Annotated in this window: 16 protein-coding genes and 1 pseudogene; 8 read left to right on the top strand and 9 right to left on the bottom strand. The window is 65.6% G+C overall.

Features of this window, described 5'->3' with window-relative positions:
* Window positions 1-28 precede the first annotated feature (28 nt).
* Window positions 29-1,729: a pentapeptide repeat-containing protein gene (locus tag PW843_30130; GenBank protein ID MDE1150829.1), complete on the top strand. Its 1,701-nt coding sequence runs from the start codon at window positions 29-31 to the stop codon at window positions 1,727-1,729.
* A gap of 38 nt (window positions 1,730-1,767) precedes the next feature.
* On the opposite strand, the pseudogene PW843_30125 reads toward PW843_30130, so the two are convergent.
* The 8 genes and pseudogenes from PW843_30125 to PW843_30090 form a co-directional block, all read right to left on the bottom strand.
* Window positions 1,768-2,607, bottom strand: a pseudogene (locus PW843_30125) (MFS transporter).
* 555 nt (window positions 2,608-3,162) lie between these two features.
* Window positions 3,163-4,011, bottom strand: coding sequence for an alpha/beta fold hydrolase (locus PW843_30120; GenBank protein MDE1150828.1), 849 nt, complete (start codon window positions 4,009-4,011; stop codon window positions 3,163-3,165).
* Window positions 4,008-5,294 carry an NtaA/DmoA family FMN-dependent monooxygenase gene (locus PW843_30115; GenBank protein ID MDE1150827.1) on the bottom strand — a complete coding sequence of 429 codons (1,287 nt, stop codon included), beginning with the start codon at window positions 5,292-5,294 and terminating at the stop codon, window positions 4,008-4,010. The genes PW843_30120 and PW843_30115 overlap by 4 nt, the downstream gene beginning before the upstream one ends.
* Window positions 5,294-6,178, bottom strand: a complete 885-nt coding sequence (locus PW843_30110) for an LLM class flavin-dependent oxidoreductase (GenBank protein MDE1150826.1) — start codon at window positions 6,176-6,178, stop codon at window positions 5,294-5,296. The genes PW843_30115 and PW843_30110 overlap by 1 nt, the downstream gene beginning before the upstream one ends.
* An 8-nt stretch (window positions 6,179-6,186) precedes the next feature.
* The gene (locus PW843_30105) at window positions 6,187-7,494 is read right to left on the bottom strand and encodes a M24 family metallopeptidase (GenBank protein ID MDE1150825.1); all 1,308 of its coding nucleotides are present in this window, start codon (window positions 7,492-7,494) and stop codon (window positions 6,187-6,189) included.
* A 96-nt stretch (window positions 7,495-7,590) separates the two neighbouring features.
* A complete protein-coding gene (locus PW843_30100; GenBank protein ID MDE1150824.1) occupies window positions 7,591-8,598 on the bottom strand; it encodes a phosphotransferase in 1,008 nt (335 codons plus the stop codon).
* 19 nt (window positions 8,599-8,617) lie between these two features.
* The gene (locus PW843_30095) at window positions 8,618-9,454 is read right to left on the bottom strand and encodes an alpha/beta fold hydrolase (GenBank protein MDE1150823.1); all 837 of its coding nucleotides are present in this window, start codon (window positions 9,452-9,454) and stop codon (window positions 8,618-8,620) included.
* Between the two features lie 278 nt (window positions 9,455-9,732).
* Window positions 9,733-10,926: an alpha/beta hydrolase-fold protein gene (locus tag PW843_30090; protein ID MDE1150822.1), complete on the bottom strand. Its 1,194-nt coding sequence runs from the start codon at window positions 10,924-10,926 to the stop codon at window positions 9,733-9,735.
* 328 nt (window positions 10,927-11,254) lie between these two features.
* Here PW843_30090 and PW843_30085 point away from each other — a divergent pair, with 328 nt between their 5' ends.
* The 7 genes from PW843_30085 to PW843_30055 all read left to right on the top strand — a co-directional run bounded on the left by PW843_30085 (window position 11,255) and on the right by PW843_30055 (window position 21,768).
* On the top strand, window positions 11,255-13,795 hold the full coding sequence (locus PW843_30085) for a TonB-dependent receptor (GenBank protein ID MDE1150821.1): 2,541 nt from the start codon (window positions 11,255-11,257) through the stop codon (window positions 13,793-13,795).
* Between the two features lie 539 nt (window positions 13,796-14,334).
* Window positions 14,335-16,803, top strand: coding sequence for a TonB-dependent receptor (locus tag PW843_30080; GenBank protein ID MDE1150820.1), 2,469 nt, complete (start codon window positions 14,335-14,337; stop codon window positions 16,801-16,803).
* A gap of 419 nt (window positions 16,804-17,222) precedes the next feature.
* Window positions 17,223-17,468 (top strand): hypothetical protein, encoded by a 246-nt coding sequence (locus PW843_30075; GenBank protein MDE1150819.1) that lies wholly within the window; start codon window positions 17,223-17,225, stop codon window positions 17,466-17,468.
* A gap of 2 nt (window positions 17,469-17,470) precedes the next feature.
* Window positions 17,471-18,625: a class I SAM-dependent methyltransferase gene (locus PW843_30070; protein MDE1150818.1), complete on the top strand. Its 1,155-nt coding sequence runs from the start codon at window positions 17,471-17,473 to the stop codon at window positions 18,623-18,625.
* An 81-nt stretch (window positions 18,626-18,706) separates the two neighbouring features.
* The gene (locus tag PW843_30065) at window positions 18,707-19,639 is read left to right on the top strand and encodes an alpha/beta hydrolase (protein MDE1150817.1); all 933 of its coding nucleotides are present in this window, start codon (window positions 18,707-18,709) and stop codon (window positions 19,637-19,639) included.
* 240 nt (window positions 19,640-19,879) lie between these two features.
* Entirely contained in the window at window positions 19,880-20,872 is a 993-nt protein-coding gene (locus PW843_30060; GenBank protein MDE1150816.1) for an alpha/beta hydrolase, read from the top strand.
* A 14-nt stretch (window positions 20,873-20,886) separates the two neighbouring features.
* The gene (locus PW843_30055; protein MDE1150815.1) at window positions 20,887-21,768 is read left to right on the top strand and encodes a hypothetical protein; all 882 of its coding nucleotides are present in this window, start codon (window positions 20,887-20,889) and stop codon (window positions 21,766-21,768) included.
* Window positions 21,769-21,943: 175 nt separating this feature from the next.
* On the opposite strand, the gene PW843_30050 is transcribed toward PW843_30055, so the two are convergent.
* Window positions 21,944-22,450 carry a VOC family protein gene (locus PW843_30050; GenBank protein MDE1150814.1) on the bottom strand — a complete coding sequence of 169 codons (507 nt, stop codon included), beginning with the start codon at window positions 22,448-22,450 and terminating at the stop codon, window positions 21,944-21,946.
* Window positions 22,451-22,453: the final 3 nt, after the last annotated feature.

Here is a 22,453-nt window from a genome sequence, read left to right as displayed (position 1 = left end):
TAATCATTACTGGAATTCGCACTACAGCATGCCGCAGCACACCGACAAATCCAGCATGTACATCTGGGAGGGGTTTGGCTCCCACTTCACATCAGATAAAGTCGGCCCCGAACAGACCTTCCGCCTGTCCAACCTGGGCCACGGCAATGTTGCCCTGCAAGTGACAGCCGGTCCCGACCACGGCAAGTACCTCTCCGGCTATTCCGGCGGCTGGTATCCGCAGGAATTCGGTCTGGGCGACGGCAGCGTCAACACCTCGGACAGCCCTGTCGCCTTCCATGTCGGCGGGGGCGACCTGCTTGCCATCCTGGTCATCACCAATTCCGGTTACGCGCTGGATCTGTCGAATACGGATCTGGGAGCCTTGTCCCTCAACAACGCCGACATGCGGCAGTGCAATCTCACGCGTGCCGGCCTATCGCAGGTTCCGGGCTGGGCGGGTGCCAAGTTCGAGGGGGCCACGCTGCGCCACGCCAACCTGGCGGGCCGCCATCTGGCGGGGGCGGACTGGACCAAGGCGGACTTCACCGGCACCAACCTGTCCGACATCGACGCCATCGGCGCGCACATGCCGGGGGCGATCTTTGATGGGGCCATCCTCACCGGCCGGAAATTCACCGGCGCGCACCTGGCGGGTGCCACCTTCAAGGGCGCTACGCTGGACCACGCCGATTTCACGGACGCCGACCTGACGGGGGCGGACTTCACCCACGCCACGCTGGTGGGGTGTGTTTTCACCGGCGCCATCCTGTTGGGGACACACTTCGACAATGTGAACCTCAGCGGAGTGGCGTTCAGCCCGTCACCCAACTTCACGCGCGCGGCCACCAACCGCACCACCTTCTCCGGCTCCACCGTGCCGTTCGGTGCGCTCTCCTCCAACTGGTCATGGCTGGACCTGACGGGCGCCACCATCACCGGCATCCCGGCGGCCATCCCATCCCTGGTGGCGGACGGCGCCCTGCTGCCCAGTGGCTTGGATCTGCATGGTATCGACCTGTCCGGCGCCTCCCTGGTGGGTACCAGGATGTATGAGGTGCAGTTGCAGGGGGCCAACCTTCAGGGGGCCAAGCTGCGGGGCGCCTTGATGAAAGGGGCCAAGCTGGTGGGCACCAACCTGACATCCGCCAACCTGGACAGCGCCTTCCTGATCGCGGAGGATACGGCGACGCTGGTTGGCGCCACGCCCAAGCGTGAATCCGCCGTGGCCACCGGCGCCTTCCTGGTGAACGCCAATCTGGACGGCGCGCATTGCGACGGCGTCGATTTCAGCGGCGCGCTGTTCCTCACCTCGGCCTTCCTGGGCAATCAGCCGGCCAGTGCGCAAGGCGCCTTTCTCAACCTCGCCAAGTTCCCCGGTGCCAAGCTGGCCCTGGCGAATTTCAGCAATGCCCAGCTGTCGGCGGCGGATTTCTATGAGGCGTCCCTGGTCGGTGCCACCCTGAAGGGCGTGCAACTGACGCCGTCCAGCGACCCGACCCACACGCCGGCCAGCCTGAACCAGGCCGACATCCGGGGCGCCGATTTCACCGGTGCCAACATGGATGGCCTGGACATGCGGCAGGCGACCTACTCCACCGCGAAGGGGCCGTTTGAGCAGACCTACGACGGCTACAAGGGCCAGAAGATATTGGTCGGCTTCGAATACGGCCCGACGGTGCTGGGCGACACCACCTCCGGCACGACCTGCCCCAACGGCCAGATGGGCCCCTGCCACCTGCCGGAATGACCGACTGGGCCGCCATCGCGGGGTGGCGGCCCAGGTTTTCAGTTCGCCGCCGGTTCCGGGTCGATCACCGTCACCTGGAATTCCGGGCTGCGGGCGCCCAGGGTGTAGAACCAGATGCAGGCGGCGTTGCACAGGAACAGGATGACCGGCAGGCCGGCGTAACCGGCGTACAGCGCCAGCACGGCGGAATGCGGTTGGTCCACCAGCTGGCCGTTCTTGGTCGGCACGTAGTGGGCGGCGTTCAGCATGATGCCGACCAGGGCGACGCCCAGCGCGAACGAGGTCTTCTCGATCACGGCGGTGATGCTGGACAGCAGACCCTCGCGGCGCAGGCCGGTCAGGTCGCGGTCATAGGCCAGCGTGTCCGACAGCATGGAGATGGACAGCAGGATCATGCCGCCGGCGCCGATGCCGCTGGCGATGCCCCGGGTGATCAGGCCCACGGTGCCCACGCCGTCATCGCCCACGAACAGCCAGCTGAGCGCCGCCAGCGCCATCACGCCGATCCCGACCAGATAGGCGTTGCGCTTGCCGGTGCGGCGCTCCAGCCACAGCCAGCCGGGCATGGACAGGCCGGACGCGATGTTCTGCGCGAAGGCCAACTGCATCTGGCCGGTGTAGCCGATGTGCAGCACGTTCAGCATGAACAGCAGGCTGGTGCCGGCCAGGCTGGCGAAGGCCAGGAACTGGCAGATCTTGGCGCCCATCAGCAGGCAGAAGGGCCGGTTGCGCAGGACCGACAGCAGGGCGCCGGCCGTGCCGACCGGCCGTGCCACCGTGGCCGCCGTCGCCTCCACCACCGGCGCCTTGGCGGTGCCGAAGAAGGACAGGGCCATGGCGGTGCCGATGACCAGCGCCATCACCCAGCCCATCGCCCAATAGCCGTTCGGACCCGCCGCCCCCGCGCTGGATCAGGGCGGCGGTACCGGCCATGGCCAGGATCTGGCCCAGCGACACGAACACGGTGCGGAAGGACAGCAGGCGCGACCGTTCATAACGCGACGGTGTCATTTCCGACGGCATGGCCATGTAGGGCACGTTGAACAGCGAATAGCCGGTGGAATAGATCACCAGCGCCGCCATCATGTAGACGATAAGCCCCGTGTCGCCCAGGGTGGCGGGGGCGGCGAAGATCATCAGGAACGAGCCCGCCGAAACCAGGGCGCCCAGCAGCAGATAGGGCCGGCGGCGGCCCCAGCGGCTGCGCGTCTTGTCGCTAAGCGTGCCGATGATCAGGTCGGCGATGGCGTCGTACAGCTTCGACGCCATCAGCAGGTAGCCCGCCAGCTCCGTGTTCTTGCCCAGAACGGTGGACATGAAGGCCGGGAAATAGGCGGTGACGGTGTTCAGCATGATGGACACGCCGATCGTACCGACACCGAAACCGATGCAGACCGCCGCCGGCAGCCGGGTCGTGCCTGAGGTATGGGCGGTCATGCGGCTACTCCATCCAGGAAGGCGACCATGGCCTTGGCCTTGGCTTCGGCATCCGACGCCACGGCGGCCACGGTGCCGCGCTTCAGCAGTGCCGCCGCCTCATCGATGGCGGCGTTCAGCACCGCCAGTTCCCGCTCCGCCTTCAGCATCAGCACTGGGCATTCGATGACCGGCAGGCGTTCCAGCGGGCGGTAGCGGAAGGCCGCCAGATAGGGCAGGGCGTAGGTGTCCAGGGCCTTCAGCACATCCAGGGTGGCGTCGTGCAGCACGCGGGCCGGCGGCATGAAGCCGGGCAGGCGGTGTTCCGGATCGCGCATGAAATGCGGGAAGTACAGGGCCTGGTCGCGCACGAAGTGATAGGCCCAGACCATGTGGGTGCCATGGTCGTCCGGCTCCACCTTGGGCGCGTAGTGCTTCAGGATGGCGGCCTTGGTTTCCTCGTCATATTCCTTGATGCCGTCCAGCACGGCGTGGCGCACCCGGCCGGGGGCCATGGCCGCCAATTCACACGCCGTGCGGGCCCCGGTGTGGGCGCCATAGACGTCGAACGTCTCGATGCCCATGGCGTCTGCCAGGCGCAGGATGCTGTCGGCGAAATAGGCGATGTCGGGATCGGCCACCGCCGGTGCCGGGGAATCGCCGTTGCCCAGCGTGTCTGGTGCTATCACCGTGCGGCCCGAGGGCGCCAGCGCCTGCATCAAGCCCACCTGCCAGCGGGAAGAGGCGGGTGAGGCGTGCAACAGGAAAAGGGGCGGCTTGGCCGCCCCTGGTGTCACGATCTGGCGCAGGTGCACCTGGCCTTCGGCCACACGCACGAAGGCCCGTTCGACGGAATGGGCTGTCATGCCTGACCTCCCAGACCCAGATGGTCGCGCAGGGTCGGGCCCTGGTACTCATTGCGCAGCAGGCCGCGCTGCTGCAACAGGGGGGCGACCTCTTTGCAGAACAGTTCCAGTTCCTGCGGCATGAAGCCCGGCTGCAGGGTGAAGCCGTCGCAGGCGCCGGCGTCGATCCAGGTTTCCATGCGCTGCGCCAGTTGGTCGGGGGTGCCGACGAAGATGGCGTGGCCGCGCGGCTTGCGGGCGTAGTCGCGGCAATAGTCGGCGATGGACTGATTGGCTTCTACCGCCGGTGTCAGCATGCGGCGCACATCCTCGGCCGGGAACTCGCAACGAGCCACGATCTCTTCGATGGGGAAGGGCGCGTTCACCGGGTGCTGCGTCAGGTCGTAACCGATGGATTCGCTGAGGTATTCGACGCACAGCAGGTCGTCGGCCAGGTCCAGCACGTGTTTGTGCTTGGCCTGCGCCTCCTCCTCCGTGCTGCCCAGCACGAAGGCCAGGCCGGGCATGATCAGGATCTCTTCCGGCTTGCGGCCGAAGCGGCGGGCCCGCTCATGGATGTCGTCGCGATAGCTGCGGCCGGCATCGATGGTGGGCGCGGGGCAGAAGATGGCCTCCGCCGTTTGCGCCGCGAAGTCGCGGCCGTCGGGCGACTGTCCCGCCTGCACCAGCACCGGGCGGTACTGGGGGGAGGTCGGGAAGTCCAGCGTGCCGCTGAAGTTGAACCAGTCGTTGGCCATGGCGGCGGCGCGGTCGCCGGCCGGCTTGCCACCGGCGTCCTTCCAGAACACCTCGGCCGCGTCGACGAAGGCCTTGGCGCGGGCGTAGCGCTGCGACTTTTCCAGCAGTTCCGTCTCACCGAAGTTCCAGGGCGAATTCGGATGCGCGGTGGTGACGATGTTCCAGCCGGCGCGGCCCTGGCTGACGAAGTTCAGGGCGGCGAACTTGGCCGCCACTTCCGCCGGCTCGTTATAGGTGGTGGAGACGGTGGAAACCAGGCCGACACGGCTGGTGGCCCCGGCCATCACCGACAGCAGGGTGAAGGGATCCAGCGTGGGGATGGCCAGGCGTGAGGGCGTGCGCCCGGCGGCGTCGCGGCCCTGAAGCTGGTCGCCGAAGACGATGGCGTCGAAGCGCGCCTCTTCCACCAGGCGGCCCAGCCGCTCGTAATAGCCGCGGTCGAACACGGCGCGGGGGGTGGCCCCCTCATCACGCCAGCCGCCGGGGAAAAAGCCGATGCCCTGGAGGAAGGCCCACAGGTGCAGTCTACCGTTCTTGTTCGACATCAGGCCTGGGCCCTTTCCGAATAGGGGTTGGCGGGCTTGGTCAGCCCCAGGCGCGCGCGGGCGGTGGCCCCGGCCTTTTCGGCCACGGGGTGCTTGGCGCGCAGCGCTTCCAGCAATTCAAGGGCGCTTTCGCCCACCAGGTGCAGGCCATCGGCCGCACCTTCCCGGACGGCGCCCACGGCCTGGTCGACCGTGGCGGCTGTCGCCTTCACCAGGCGCACCGCGCCGGCGCCGGCCGCCGCCAGCTGGGACAGGCTGCCCAGGACGACATCGGCGGGCACGGCACTTTCGGCCACGTCGTCCAGGTCGCGCACCAGCACGGGATAACCCTGCGGCGGGCGGGCGGCGTTCAGCGGACCCATGCTGGAGAAGAAGGGCCCGCGATAATCGACCCGGCGCACCTTGGCGCTGTCGAGATAGACGCCGGCGGCCTTGTCGATGATCAGGGCGTCGTCATCCCAGCTGTCCCACAGGGCCTGGGTGGCACGGATGAAATCCTCATACTTGGCGCGGGTCTGGTCGTCGGCCAGGCGGTAGCCGTCGCCATAGGCGGCGTCATACCGCGCACCGCCGGCGGTCATGGGCATCCAGCCGCAGCGGCCGGCGGACAGGAAATCCGCCGCCGACAGGGCGCGGGCGATGTGGAAGGGCACGGCGTGCAGCGCCGGCAGGGCGGCCACCACCACCGGGGTGCTCAGCCGGCCGGTGATCCAGGGCAGTGTCACCACCGCCTCCACCCGGCTGGGCTGCAACCCGCCGCCGTCGGTCTCCCGCGCCAGCAGGACGAAGTCGGCCTTGGCCGCCTCGATCCGGTCGGCGCGGTGGTCGATTGGCGCCCTGTCCGCGTCCTGCGGCGAAACGTCGATATGGATTGATAGATACATGGGGCGCCTCAAATCATGATGACGTGGTTGCCGAGGTGGTGGATAGGCTCCGCCCCGTCGCGGGTGATCACCACCAGATCCTCGATATGGACCGATCCGCCGATGCCGGTGTCCAGCGAGGGACAATCGACGCTCAGGACCATGTTCTCTTCCAGCACAAGGTCGTTCTTGCCGTAGAAGCCGCCGCGCACCTCGCCCGGCTCATCCGTGTGCATCAGGCCGACGCTGTGGGGGCCGAAGGTGACGATGTCGCCGACACCGGATTTCTTCAGCGTGTCCAGGCCGATGCGGCTGACTTCGGAGAAACGCATGCCGGGGCGCAACTGCTCCCGGATGGCCTTCCAGCCGGCCACGGCGGCATCAGCGGCGCGGCGGGCGGCGGCCACCGGCTCGCCCACGAAGACGGTGCGGGCATAGTCGCCGTGATAGTTCTGGAAATGGCCGACGCCGTCGAAGAACAGCGACTGGCCCTCGCGCACCCGGTCCTGCGTCGGCAGTTCGGAGGAGACGCGGTCGATGGTCATGAACACGGCGCGGTTGGCCCGCCGGGCGCTTTCCAGGGCGAACAGCTGGCGCATCTCACGGTAATTCACGCCGGCGCGGACCTGGGCGATGACGGCATCCACCGCCGCCGCGTTGGCCTCCGCCCCCCGGCGCATCAGCGCCAGTTCCAGCGGCGACTTCACGATGCGGATCCAGCGCAGGAAATTGTCGGCCGGGACCAGTTCGCCCGGCCGTTCGTGCCGCTCGCACACCATGCGGGTGACTTCGTGGTCATAGGCGATGCGGCCCTGCCACAGGCCCAGGTCGCGCAGCGCCCGGCTCAGTGCGCCGCCGGCATCGGCGAAGACGGGGCGGCCGGCCACGGCGGCGTCGGTGCGCGACCGGCGCCGTTCCTCCACCGTCGTCAGCGGGGCGGCACCCCGGCTGGCGAAGAATCCCGGGAAGACGGGGGCAAAATCCTCCGCCCCCTGGTCGCCCGCGTCCTGGAACAGGTAGGCGGCCACCTGGTCACGCGGGCCACCGTCCACGAAGGTATAGTAATAAATGAAGTGCGAGGTGACGATGGCCGGCGGCCGCGTCGCGTCGCGGGTCAAAATGGCGAACGTCGTGGGCGGCTGGCCTTGCCGGGTGGTCCCGATCTGCGGCCAGTAACCCAACACGTGGAACACGTTCAACGGATCGCCCAGGACCAGCCCGTCGATGCCGAACCGGTCCATGATTTCATAAGCCCTGGGTAGGTTGATGGGCCCGTTCTTTTGCAGGCCCGTCAGTAATTCTTCGTCGTTCGCCATGAGGGCGGCGAGATCATCCATGGGATACCTCGGCGGTTTACGGCCTTGCCGGATGTCCGGTCACCGCCACCGAAAGGCAGGGTAGGGGGAGCGCCCCTGCCTTTCAGCGGTGTCAGATCACAGCAGGCCGAGCGGACGGGCGCGCGACTTGATGTAGTCGCCCAACCAATCCAGGTTGCGGAACCGCAGCGTGCCGCGGCCCACGGCGGCGGAGGATTCCGCCATGCCGGAGACCAGGCGGAACGCCTTGGCCAGCAGGAACAGTTCGCCATGCCGCTTTTCGTCGGCGGTGAAGGGGCGGACACTTTCGTACCCGCGCTCGAACGCCTCGCCGTAGCTGTCGGAGAAGCCGTAGAAGACGTTGCCCCAGACGAAGTTCTTCACGTCCTGCATGAGATAGTCTTCACCGGTACCATCGAAATCCAGCAGCATGATCTGGCCGTCATCCGCCACGTGGACGTTGCTGGAATGGAAGTCGCAGTGGCAGATGCCCATGGGCACGTCGTCGGACCGGATGTCGATCAGGCGCTGGGCCAGGCGCTCATTGATGATGGCATAGTCGCGCAGGTCGTCGGGCCGGTCGTAGACGAAGTTCAGCAGGGCCGGGACCGTCACCTGGAACCGCACGGAATTGTCGGTGCTGAAGGGCTTGGCGCCCTGGTAGGTGATGCCGTGCAGGTGCATCTGGGCGAAGGCGGCGCCGATGCGTTCGGCCGTGCCGATGTCCAGGCGCTCGCCGAACTTCTTGCCGGGCGCCCAGTCGTACAGGGCGATGGCGCGCGGGCCTTCGGGCGACTCAAGCTTGAAGTACAGCTCACCCTCGCGGGTGCGGACGGCGGCCGACGCCGGGAACTTCTGCTGGCGCAGGTAATCCAGGAAGTTCAGTTCGATCGCCACCTCATCGACGTCGCGGTAGGTCTTGCGCCAGACGCGCAGGGCGTAGCGCTCATTGGCGCCCTGCACCAGGTAGACGTCGTTCATGCCGCGATACAGCAGGAAGGCGGTGACCGGACCGGCGATGTCGTACCGCTTGGCCACTTCGTCGGCCAGGAAATCGGACGCCATGACCGAATGGGAAATCTTGGCCATGGGGAGGCCGCCGGGGGCGGTGGTGGGGGCGGTCATCAGCAAAACTCCTAAGGCTTCAATGTGATTGGTCGAGGAAGCGGCGCAACTCTTCACCGATGCGGGTGACCGCTTCCGGGATATCGAAAATGTCGCGGCTCCACTCCGGCATCTCCACGACGCGGTGGTCGGGGCAGAGGGCGACGGCGGCGATCGATTGCCGCAAGATCTCTTCATGGGGCTGAAGCAGCAGCACGGGCTGTTTCAGCAGGGGCATCCGCGCCTCGAAATTGAAGCTCCACACCCCGACATAGGCCCAGGTGATGCGGTCCAGGGTGCGCAGCTTGTCGATCCAGTTTTCCGCGGCGCGGGCCAGCGTGACGCCCTTGCTCCGGTTGACGACGACGAAATCCCACAGGCGCCGGGCCAGGCCCATCGCCGTCTCACCCGCCTCATCCAGGGGCGTGGGGTTGCGGGCGGCGGCCAGCCGTTCCGCCCGTTCCTCCGGGCTGCGCATGGGCAGGCCGGTCAGGGCCACGGCGCGGACCAGGTCGGGCCGGGCCAGCGCCACCTCCACCGCGATCAGCGCGCCGGTGTGGAAGCCGTAGACGTCGCAGCCCAGGGCACTGTCGATACCGACGGCGGGCAGGGCGTCCGCCAGGATGCCGGCGTAACCCGCCATGCTCAGCGGTTCCGACGGGCCGTCGGACATGCCGTAGCCCGGCGTGTCGAAGGCCAGGACCCGGCGGTCCCGCGCCAGTTCCGCCATCAGCACCTCGAACTCGAAAGAGGAGGACGGGTTCTGGTGGAACAGGACCAGCGGGCGACCGGCAACGGCACCCTGCGGACCGGCCTGGCGGTAATGGAGTTGGCCGTGGGGGCCGGGCACATAGCCGCGCGAAATGGCCTGCGTCATGCGGCGATGTCCTTCTGCGCTGTGGGCGGCAACGACCGATCCTGGTCGAAAGCGATGTTCGACACGGGGGCGGGCGCGGCTCCTGATGTCCGGATGGGGCGATGCGGGTTCGCCGCATGCCCAGATTTTCTACATGACGGATTTTTGGCGCACACGCGCGCTTGTCAAATGACAACCACCAGGTGGTCACCACCTGGTGGACAGGCGCCTTTCACCCATAAAGAAATGGCGAAGGGCATGCCTTCGCCATTCCGGATAAGCCCTTAAGGATTAGTCGCTTACTGGAAAAGCTTGGGCGCGAAGAGGACCAGGTAATCGCGCCAGTTCTGCCAGGTGTGGCCGCCCTCGCTCTCATGGAATTCGTATTTGATGCCGTACTGGTCGAACATCTTTTCGGTCGGTTCCACCAGCTTGCGGAAGGGATCGGCCTTGCCGATGGCGTAATAGACCAGGCCGTGGGCTTCCCCGCGTTTCTTCAGGCCGTCGCCGTGCGCGGCACCATAGGCGGGCAGGGGATCGTCGCCCAGCAGGCCGACGCTGAAGACGCCGATGGCGCCGAACACCTCCGGGTGGGGCAGGCCGAACTGCAGCGTGTGGGCGCCGCCCATCGACAGGCCGGCCATGGCCCGTTTCGCCGGCTTGGGGGCGGTGCGGAAGTGGGCATCGACATAGGGGACCAGATCACCCAGCAGGTCGGCCCCGAAATCGGTGTTGTTCATGCGCTCCACGCCCTCGCGTGCCGGGGTGTGGCCGAAGGGCATGACGATGATCATGGGCTTGGCCTTGCCTGCCGCGATCAGGTTATCGAGGATGTATTGCGCATGCCCGATGGACGTCCAGCTGTCGTCGCTGTCGCCGGCGCCGTGCACCAGGTACAGCACCGGCAGGTGGGCGCCCTTGCCGGCCTCATAGCCCGGCGGGGTGTAGATGTGGGCGCGGCGCTGCATGCCCAGGGATTTCGACCAATAGTCCAGGGTGGACACCAGGCCGTGCGGCACGTCGGCATGGAAGGATTCGAACGCCGCCGACGTGCCCGGAATGTCGATGGTGGAGATCACGCCCCGGAAGAATTGCGAATAGTGGGTGACCTGCGGGTCGGCCACCCGGATGCCATCGACCTTGAAACCGTAGCGGTAGGGGCCCGGCGCCACGGGCGTGGGCGTCGTGACGCTCCAGTACCCCAACTCATCCTTGGCCATGGGCAGGCCCTCGGGCTTGCCGTCATAGCCGGCGGGCACGGCCTCTATCTCGCTGCTGACCAGCTTGGCGGCCGTCGCCTGTGGTGCGCACAGGCGGAAGGTCACCCGCCCATCCGGCAGGATGTCGGTGGAATCGTACTCGATGGGCCGTTGCAGCGGCGTCGTTTCCACGCAAGCCGGTACGGCCGCCCTGGCCACGCCTGGGGCCATGCCGACGGCGATTACCCCTGTCACCGCACCCAGAAGGGCGGTGCGCAGTAGATTTGTGCTCATCCCTGCTCCTTATTTTTTCGATATATCCTTAAGGGCGGACACGGGCTAAAAAGCCCAATGAAAGCCGCGCTTTCCTTGTCCCACCCCATAAAATTCCGTGGTTAACCCTGCGAGGGTTCTGTCCATCACGTGGATAGAAATTTCCGGCCGGCATTGTCATTCGCGGCAAAATCGCCCAAATCACCACCCATCAAAAGCGCGGATAAGACTCAAATAAATCCGCTGATGTTTACTGGTTCTCCCCAGTTTACAAGACAAAAGCCTGGACTCTGTCCGGTGCTAAAAAAGAACATCTGCCTAAAACACTACAGAATACAGGGGCTTCAATATGGCTGTTTTTCATGCACGTGGACGAATCCGCCCGGCGACGTCCATTCTGGCTATCGTGGTGGCCTGCGCCGCGTCATCCGCGAATGCCCAAACCGCCATTCCCGACGGCAAGATCGCTGCTCCCGCGGCTGCCGACCAGGGTGCCGCCGACCAGGCGGGTGGCGATGAACTGACGGAAATCGTGGTCACCGCCCGTAAGGTCGGCGAAGACATCCTGAAGACGCCGGTCGCCGTCTCCGCGCTGACGTCTGAGGATATCGCCGCCCGCGGTATCGTTTCCGTCCAGGACATCTCGGCCTTCACGCCGGGCATGAAGGTCGTCAACAACGGCGCCGGCCGTAACGACCGCTCGTTCCAGCAGATCATCATCCGCGGCTTCACCCCGGCCAACGCCACCTCGCAGACCACGTCGATCTTCCTGGACGGCGTGCCGGTGTCCTCCGCCACCGCCATCAGCAACGTCACCGATCCGGAACGGGTCGAGGTGCTGAAGGGCCCGCAGAGCGCCTATTTCGGCCGCCAGACCTTCGCCGGCGCCGTCAACGTCATCACCAAGGATCCGACCGACGATTGGAGCGGTTCGGTCAGCGGCATGCTGGGCACCCGCAACAACCGCGACTTCCAGGCCGAACTCAGCGGCCCCATCGTCGCTGACAAGCTGGGCATCCGGGTCGAGGCGCGTGAGTTCGCCAAGGACGGCTCCTACACCAACGCCGGCGTGCCGGGCCAGACCCTGGGCGACCAGGAAACCAAGTCGGGCAGCGTCTCGCTGAAGTTCACGCCCAGCGAGCACTTCACCGCCAAGCTGTACGGCATGATCACCGCCGACGATGACGGTCCGTCCGCCCAGGGCCTGATCGGGGCCTACCAGGTCACCGGCGCCAACGGCAATGTCGTGGTCGCCGACCAGTCCAACTGCACCCTGAACGGTGTCAGCGCGCTGGGTGTGGCCGTCAGCAACCGCTACATCTGCGGCACGGCGCCCAAGCTGATCGGCTCGCCGTCGGCCAACACCACCAACGACGCCTATATCAAGAGCTTCCTGGCCAACCCCAAGGGCCGCCTGATCGACCCCAGCGACGGGACGCAGGGCTATGGCCTGGTCAGCCAGTACTACCATGTGCACCTGGCGATGGATTATGAGGTGCCGGACACCGACCTGACCATCAGCTCGCTGACCGGCTACAACCATGAATATTATAGCCAGCTGACCGACCTGGATAACTACTTCGACACGTCGCAGACCAACCCCTTCGGCGGCACCGGTTCGCGCAGCTACTTCGACTATCCCTATCTGGTGGAACGCAAGAACGAGGACGTGTCGCAGGAACTGCGCGCGACCTACAACCAGGGCCCGTTCAAGGGCACGCTGGGTGTCAGCTATCTGGACGCCAAGAGCCAGAACGGCCTGGGCGGCGGCAACGGCGCCCTGGGCACGACGGTGTTCTCCACCGTCAACGGCATGACCCGCAGCAAGACGGCCGGTGTGTTCTACGGCCTCAGCTACCAGGTCACCGACAAGCTGACGGTCAGCGTCGATGGCCGTTACCAGGTCGATCACCTGTACGCCTACGCCCCGCCGAGCGGCCTGACGGTCACCTCCAACACCTTCCTGCCGGCCGGCACCTATGCTGGCGGCAGCCAGATCGCCAGCCACGAGTACCAGAGCTTCCTGCCGCGCGCGATCGTCCAGTACGACGTCACGCCCGACACCATGGTCTACGCCTCTTATTCCGAGGGCGTGAACCCCGGCGCCTTCAACACCGCCTTCCTGTCCGGCACCGCGCTGGTGCAGCAGACGGCGGCCGCCGACGGCTACAAGATCGAAGTGCAGCCCGAGCAGATCGACAATTATGAGATCGGCATCAAGGGCAAGCTGTTCGACAACAAGCTGCGCTACACCCTGGATGCCTACCGCGCGGTCTGGAAAAACCAGATCAACACCGCCTCGCTGGTGGTGTTCGACCCCAGCACCGGTTCCACCCAGACGGTGTCGGCCAACCTGAACGCCGGCCGGGTGAAGATGACCGGCGTGGAAGGCGAAATCACCGCCGTCCTGATGCATGGGCTGGAACTGAACGCCAGCGGCTCCATCAACGACAGCTATATCGAAAGCCTGAGCTCGCCCTCGGTGACGCAGTTGACCGGCGTCACCAACTTCACCGGCAAGGAAAACCCGCTGACGTCGAAGTACTCCGCCGCCATCGGCCTGCAGTACACCCATGATCTGGATCTGATCGAAGGCTCCACCGCCTACATCCGTGGCGACTTCACCTACAAGTCCGGCGTCTGGTCGGATGCCGCCAACATCCTGAAGTCCCCGGACCTGACCAACGTCAACCTGCGGGTCGGCCTGAACACCGGCAACATCAATGCCGAAGTGTTCGTGACCAACCTGTTCGACAACCACAACTACACCAGCGTGGCCGACGGCACCTTGTTCAACAACACCTTCAGCCACGCCACCTACAACTCCGCCGCCATCGCGGCCTTGCCCGACCTGCGGACCTTCGGCGTGAAGGTCAAGTACTCCTTCTAAGGGGCCGGACCGGCGACAGCGGGTCTGCATCAACGATTGGGGCGGTGGTCTTTTCAGGCCGCCGCCCCAATTGCATGTGAAGAGGGCGCCGCCCCCTGGTCCCGTGCCCGTGGGCCGTGCTTTTTTCCCGGCATCCAGCCCATGCAGGAAGAACACGGGTCCCGCCGCGTGATTCCCGATATATCCCAAAGTATGGCGCTGGCGAAAAGCCCAATGAAAGCCATGCTTTCCTTGTCCCACCCCATAAATTTAATGATTACCCCTGAGAGTCATCTGTCCATCACGTGGATAGAGATTTCGGCTCCGCATTGTCATTCGGCAACAAAACCGATCAAATCATGATCACCGAGGGTTGCGGCGAGATTTTAAAATAAATCCGCCGCCATTTCTTGGCGGGCAAACGTTACAAAAATAAAGTCCTGGATTCTGTCCAGCGATAACTAAAAACACCTATTAAAAAACACAAAGACAGGGGCTTCATCATGGCTGTTTTTCGTGCTCGGGGACGAATCCGTCCAGCGACATCCATTCTGGCTATCATGGTGGCTTGCGCCGCGTCGTCCGCGCATGCCCAAACCTCCGCTCCCGCCAAGGCGGCCGACCAGGCCGCTGCCGATCAGGCGGGCGGCGATGAACTGATGGAAATCGTGGTCACCGCCCGTAAGGTCGGCGAAGACATCCTGAAGACCCCGGTCGCCGTCTCCGCGCTGACCAGCGCAGACATCGAGGCGCGCGGCATCGTGTCGGTGCAGGATATCTCCGCCTACACGCCGGGCATGAAGGTCGTCGACAACGGCGCCGGCCGTAACGACCGGTCGTTCCAGCAGGTCATCATCCGCGGCTTCACGCCTCCCAACGCCATCGCGCAGACCACCTCGGTCTTCCTGGACGGCGTGCCGGTGTCGTCCGCCACCGCCATCAGCAACGTCACCGATCCGGAACGGGTCGAGGTGCTGAAGGGCCCGCAGAGCGCCTATTTCGGCCGCCAGACCTTCGCCGGCGCCATCAACGTCATCACCAAGGACCCCAGCACGGATGAGTGGGGCGGTTCGGTCAGCGGCATGCTGGGCACCCGCAACAACCGCGACTTCCAGGCGGAACTCAGCGGCCCCATCGTTCCCGACAAGCTGGGCATCCGCATGGAGGCGCGGGAATTCGCCAAGGACGGTTCCTACACCAACGCCGGCGTGCCGGGCCAGACCCTGGGCGACCAGGAAACCAAGTCGGGCAGCGTCTCGCTGAAGTTCACCCCCAGCGAACACTTCACCGCCAAGTTCTACGGCATGATCACCGCCAATGATGACGGCCCGTCGGCCCAGGGCCTGATCGGCGCCTACCAGGTCACCGGCGCCAACGGCAATGTCGTGGTCGCCAACCAGTCCAACTGTACCCTGAACGGCGTCAGCACCACGGGTGTGGCCGTCAGCAACGCCTATATCTGCGGCACGGCCCCCAGCCTGCTCCACTCCCCCTCGGCCAACACGGCCAACGACGCCTACATCAAGGCCTTCCTGGCCAACCCCAAGGGCCGCCTGATCGATCCCGATGATGGCGCCCAGGGCTACGGCCTGGTCAGCCAGTACTACCATGTGCACCTGGCGATGGACTACGAGGTGCCGGACACCGACCTGACCATCAGTTCGCTGACCGGTTACAACCACGAGTACTTCAGCGAACTGGCCGACCTGGACAACTACTACGACACCAGCCAGACCAACCCCTATGGCGGCACCGGTTCGCGCAGCTATTTCGATTTCCCCTTCCTGGTGGAACAGCAGACCGAGGACGTGTCCCAAGAACTGCGCGCCAGCTATAACCATGGCCCGTTCAAGGGCACGCTGGGCGCCAGCTACCTGGACGCCAAGTACCAGAACGGCCTGGGCGGCGGCAACGGCGCCCTGGGTACCACCACCCTGTCTTCCGTCAACGGCATGACCCGCAGCAAGACGGCCGGCGTGTTCTACGGCCTCAGCTACCAGGTCACCGACAAGTTCACCGTCAGCTTCGACGGCCGCTATCAGGTCGACCATCTGTACGCCTACGCCCCGCCGGCCGGCCTGACGGTTACGTCCAACGCCTTCCTGCCGGCCGGCACCTACGCCGGCGGCAGCCAGATCGCCAGCCACGAGTACCAGAGCTTCCTCCCCCGTGCGATCGTCCAATACGATGTCGCGCCCGACACCATGGTCTATGCGTCATACTCCGAGGGCGTGAACCCCGGCTCGTTCAACACCGCCTTCCTGTCGGGCACCGCCCTGGTGCAGCAGACGGCGGCCGCCGACGGCTACAAGATCGAAGTGCAGCCCGAGCAGATCGACAATTATGAGATCGGCATCAAGGGCAAGCTGTTCGACAACAAGCTGCGCTACACCCTGGATGCCTACCGTGCGGTCTGGAAGAACCAGATCAACACCGCGTCGATCGTGATTTTTGACCCGGTTGCCAATACAACCCAGACGGTGTCGGCCAACCTGAACGCCGGCCGGGTGAAGATGACCGGCGTGGAAGGCGATGTCACCGCCGTGCTGATGCATGGCCTGGAACTGAACGTCAGCGGTGCGTACAACGACAGCTACATCGAAAGCCTGATCTCGCCCTCGGTGACGCAACTGACCGGCATCACCAACTTCACGGGCAAGGAAAACCCGCTGACATCGAAGTACTCCGCCGCCATCGGCCTGCAATACACCCACGATCTGGACCTGATTGAGGGCTCCAGCGCCTACATCCGCGGCGACTTCACCTACAAGTCCGGCGTCTGGTCGGACGCGGCCAACATCCTGAAATCGCCCGACCTGACCAACGTCAACCTGCGCGTCGGCCTGAACACCAAGTCGATCAATGCCGAGGTGTTCGTCACCAACCTGTTCGACAACCACAACTACACCAGCGTGACCGACGGCTCGCTGTTCAACAACACCTTCGCCCACACCACCTACAACGCCGCCGCGGTCGTCGCCCTGCCGGAGCTGCGCACCTTCGGTGTCAGGGTTAAGTACTCCTTCTAATGGACTGGGGTGGCATGTTTTTTATCCCGCCACCCCATCTTCTTCGCAAAGCCAAACCGTTCTTCCGGCGTATCAAATTGACCACTGTGTGGACGCTTTTTCCACGTGGTGCTTATCGGCGGGCCGCCCTGCGCTTAAATGTTGGGACTGGGGTTTCCTTGGGACCAAAGGGAAACCCGGCAATCGGGCGGCAAGGGACAGGCGAACGGCGAATACGGATTTCCGTTTGACGCCAATTGGTTGCGACAACAATCTATTGCCGGGAATGAAATTTCCGGCGATGCCCATGACCGGTCGCTCCAGTCGCCCCCACCGCCATTCGACGTGAGGTTCATGTGACAAGTCGCCGGCTTCCCCGCACCCCCAATCGGCTCGACCCTATTCCGGGCAGCCGCACGTATGATGAGCAGACGCTGGCGATGATCGTGTCGCTGGCGTCGGAGGCCACGATCCTGCGGGCCCGCCTGGATGCCTGCGAGCGGCTGCTGGTGGCCTCCGGTGTCCTGGCGCCGGGTGCCGTCGACGAGTTCTCGCCCGACGCGGCCGCCCAGGTCGAGCGCGATCGCATGCGCCAGCACATCCTGGCCAAGGTGTTCCGGCCCTTGCAGGAGGCGGCCCAGGCCGACCTCGCGTCCGTATCCAACCCGAGCACTGGGGAGAAGTGAGCATGAGCAACGGCATTGTCGAGGCGCGCGCCGCCCAGGCCCATCCCATGATCGCCCTGCCGACGCATGACGAGCTGGTGGAACAGCTGTTCGTGCGCGACCTGAAGCTTTTCGTCATGCAGAACCTGGAAACCGCCCAGCGCGACATCGCCGGCAAGATGGTGGCGGCCATGGACGGCCGCGCCACCAACAGCCCGGTGGACGATCTGCGCGAGCGCATGCAGGATTTCGGCAGCTTCAAGACCTGGCTCAGCCTCAAGCGTGAATCCCAGCGCCAGCTGTGGGCGGCGGTCGAGGACAGCGTGGAACGCCAGGCGGGTGAGCTTGAGGCCCTGGCCGCCGTCGAAGCGCCCAAGGGCAGCGTCACCCTGGACCCCGACTTCAAAGCGCCAGACTACATCCTGCGCGGCGACATCCACCTGATGCCGGGCGGCAACGCCCTGGATGACGGCTCCGTGTTGCAGGGCGCCGTGATGGATCGCGGCGGTGCCGTCTACATGCTGGGCCGCAACGGCGGCATGCTGAACGATTTGCGCGGCCACACCGCCATGGCCCATCTGCTGACCATCGCCCCCGACATCCAGCCCAAGCGCATCCTGGACATGGGCTGCGGCATCGGCACCAGCACGGTGCCGGCGGCCGTCTGCTTCCCCGATGCGGAGGTGCACGGCATCGATGTGGGCAAGTCCATGCTGCGCTACGCCCATGGCCGTGCGGAGCACCTGGGGGCCGCCGTCCACTTCTCCGAACAGAGTGCGGAGCGCACCAACTTCCCCGACGCCTCCTTCGACGTGGTGTACAGCTGCGTCGTGCTGCATGAGACGTCGGAGGCGGCAGCCGTCAACATCCTGGCGGAAAGCCGCCGCCTGCTGCGCCCGGGTGGCATCGCCATCCACCTGGAGGTGCCGTTGCTGCACACCCTGGGTGATCTGTGGCAGGAGCTGTCGTCGGAACTGGAGGCCCAGTTCAATAATGAGCCCAACTGGCGCGGCGCCCTGTCGGCCGACTACGGCCAGCTGATGAAGGCGGCCGGTTTCACCGACATCCGTGTCGGTTACCAGTCCACGGCCTTCCATGCCCGTACGGCACCAAAGAAGTTCACCGACACGTCGGAAGGCGTGTTCCGTTCCTGGTTCGTCACGTCGGGCCGGGCCTGATCCATCACAATAAACAGGGGGTAGTCTATGGGGGGTGCAATGATAGGCCGTATCGCGGGTCTGGTTGTGGCGGGCGTCCTGATGATGGCGTCCGCGCCGCATGCGGCGGAAAGCACCCCACCTGAGGCCGCCCCACCGGCGGTGCAGCGCCCGAGCCTGGCGGAAATCCGCCAGCGCTTCGGGGCACCCGGCGACAAGTACGCGGATCTCGGCGGGGTCGAGGTCCGCTACCGGGATGAGGGCAAGGGGCCGGTGCTGCTGCTGCTGCACGGTTCCACCAGCAGCCTGAATTCCTGGGACGGGGTCGTCAACCGGCTGAAGGGCCGCTACCGCATCATCCGCTACGACCAGCCGCCGGCCAGCCTGTCCGGTCCGGTGAGCGATGAGGCGGCGAAGACCATCGGCGCGCCGGAGGCCCTGGTGGCCCGCCTGCTGGACAAGCTGGGCGTAGACAAGGCGGCGGTGTTCGGCACCAGCAGCGGCGGCACCCTGGCCTATTATTTCGCGGCCACGTATCCGGACCGCGTGACGCAGCTGATCCTGGCCAACACGCCGGCCAACTCGGTGGCCGACGCCAAGATCAAGACCACGCCCGAGTTGGATGTGGAGATCGCGCGGGCCCGGAAGATCGGCTACCAGGACCGCGAATACTGGCGGGTCTATCTCTCATATCTGTACGGCGAGCCCAAGCGCCTGACGCCCGCGACCATTGATTATTACTACGGTGTCAACATGCGGGCGCCGGAGAAGAACTATCTGGCCCTGATGGCGCTGACCGCCAACAAGCAGGCGACGGCCGAGCATCTGGCCGCCGTCAAGGCGCCGGTCCTGATCATCTGGGGCATGCGCGACCCGGTGCTGACCCCGCCGTCCGAGGTGGCGCTGTATGACTACCTGACCGGTGCCGCCAGCCGCTCGCTGGTGCGCATGGACACGGTGGGCCATTTCCCGGCGCTGGAATCGCCGGAACGCGTGGCCGACCTGGTCGATGCCTATCTGAACCGGGACAAGTAAGCGGCCCGTTGCGGTGCTCAAGTCCAAAATGATTTCCCAAGTTGAAGCAACGGCATGGGCTCTTTGCTCATGCCGTTGTAGGCCCCGACTGGGGCCGCCGGAGCTTTCCGGGGAGCCGTAGGCGGACTGGAAAGCGAGGATGAGGCAAGCCGGCGGATGCCGGCGCCCGCCGATTGAGGGGGCATTTGAGCGGTTACGATCAAATGCCACGCGTATGAGACAACCGCCAAGGAGGCGTGGGTGAGGGTGCGAACGATCGCGGGGGGGCTGCTTGGCCTCATCCTGCTGCTGGCGGTGGTGTTCCTGGTGTGGTTCGTGCCGGCCAAGCTGGGTTGGCTGGCGTCCGACCGGGCCCTGATGGCGGAACGCTACGCCCAGGCGCCATCGCGCTTCATCACCGTGGACGGCGTGCCCATGCACGTGCGGGTGGAGGGCAAGGGGCCGGCGGTGCTGATGCTGCACGGCACCGGCGTCAACATGCGCGAATGGGATCCGGCGGTGGAGCGCCTGCGCGACCACTACACCATCGTGCGGGTGGATTGGCCGCCCTATGGCCTCAGCGGTCCCGACGCCAAGGGCTACACCACGGCGGAGGCCGCCCGCCTGGTGGGCCTGGTGCTGGATGAGTTGAAGTACGACAGGATCATCGTGGTGGCCACGTCCAACGGCTGCAACGTCGCTTTGCAGATGAACATCGATAATCCGGACCGTTTCCGGGCCATGACCTTCTCCATGCTGCCGCTGGAACGGCCCAGCCAGACCCGCAAGGTCGACTGGCGCATCCGCTGGATGCTGAACTTCCACAACGCCGTGCTGCCCGATTACCATCCCAAGTTCTATTACCGCTGGGTGTTCGAGGACACCTCGCACCCCGGCTGGGTGGTTCCGGATTACTTGCCGCAGATGATGTACGACATGGGCAATCTGGCCGGCGCCATCACCAACCAGCAGTCCTTCCTCAAGTCCAACGCCCGGCTGTTCCAGACCACCGACATGGGCGCTGTGGCCGAACAGGTGCGGGTGCCGGTGCTGCTGCAATGGTCGGATGAGGACACGGTGATCTCGCAAGGTGCCGACGCCTCGGTGAAGCGCTTCACCCAGACGCAGGTCAAGCTGATCCACTATCCCGGTGTGGGCCACTGGCCCATGTGGGAAATTCCCGACCAGTTCGCCGCCGACCTCAAGGCTTTCCTGGACGCTTTGCCGCCGGCCGACGCCGCGCCGGCCCCCTGATAGGGAGAACATCCATGTCGTTCCTGATCACCCGCCGCGCCATCCTGGCCAGCGCGCCCATGGCCGCCCTGATCGCCAAGGCCGGCCTGGCCGCCGGCTTCGATCCGGAGAAGTCCACCCTGACGGCGGCGGATGGCCACACCATCCCGCTGTCGACCTGGCGGGCGCGGGGGCGCCGCATCGGCATCATCAGCTTTTCCCACGGGGCGGCGTCGGCGCCGTGGAAGTATCCGGACATGATCGGCGCCTGGGTCGGCGCCGGTTATGATGTGGTGGCGCCGCTGCACGTGGATTCCACCGACCATCCGCAGCATGACAAGTATCCCGGCCTCGCCACCTGGAAGGCGCGGATCGAGGACATGCGCGCCGTGTCGGCCCATATCGGCGGTCCGCACATCGCCGCCGGTCACAGCTATGGCGGCCTGACCGCCCTGGTGCAGGGTGGTGCGCAGGCCGTCGTGCCGGAGGGCGTCACCGGGTCCCTGCGCGATGCCACCGCCACTTGCGTCGTGGCCTTCTCCCCGCCGCCGCCCATTCCCGGGCTGATCACGGCCGAGGGCTACGCCACGTTGGAAACGCCGGCGCTGGTGGAAACCGGCACCATCGATATCATGCCCGGCGGCACGCCCGACAGCTGGCACGGCCATTTGGCCGGCTACGACAACGCCGCCCCCGGCGGGCACCGTTATGGCCTGGTGCTGGACGGCGCCAACCATTATTTCGGCGGCTTGATCTGCGACGCCACCCAGCCTGGTCCCATCCAGGCGGCGCAGCTCAAGACCGCTATCCGCCTGTCCCTGGCCTTCATGGCGGAATGGGGAACCGGCAGCCAAGTGAAGGGGACGCTGGACCAGGAAGTGGGCACGAAGGACGGCTTCACGCTGACGACCAAGTGATCATTGCGATATCGCAATGGGGCAGGGGCGGCGCCGGATACCACCGGCGTCGCCCTTCTTCTTTTCTATAGGACGCGACCGCGTCCGCCGCAGATTTCCGGGGAGCCGTAGGCGGACTGGAAATCGAGGAAGCCAAGCCAGCAGATGCTGGCGCCCGGCGCTTGAGGGCATACGACTAAGCGTAATCCAATTCAGGCCGGGTGCGCTCCTGCTGTGCCGGGTCGGTTTCCACCAGGTTGATCAGCACGCCGTCGCAATCGCGCAGGCAGACCTCGGCCTGCTGGCGGTGGGCCATGCGGAAGATGGCGGGTTCCGGTGACCAGGTGGCACCGGCGGCGCGTAAGGCGCCCAGCGTGTCGGCCATGGAGCGGACGTAGAAGATGATCGCCACCTCGCCCACGCGGGCGGGGCCGGTGGCCATGGGCACGACCTCGGCCCCCAGGGCGTCGTCCATCTTGAACAGGCCGATCATGCCGAAGTTGGGCCCCGGCCGCTTGATGATGCGCACGGAAAGCGGCCCCGGCCGATCATAACCGATGATGGCATTGGCCGACGGGTCGTCCAGCACGCCCTCGTAATAGGTCTCGCTCAGGCCCAGCGCCCGGTAGAAGGCGGTGGCCCTATCCAGGTCACGCACGAACAGCGTGGCACGGATGAGGGATGAGACGGGTGCCAGGTCCATCGG

Source organism: Azospirillaceae bacterium (genome assembly GCA_028283825.1).
In the GTDB taxonomy this organism is placed as follows: Bacteria; Pseudomonadota; Alphaproteobacteria; order Azospirillales; family Azospirillaceae; genus Nitrospirillum.
This window is presented reverse-complemented; position numbering and strand designations above follow the sequence as displayed.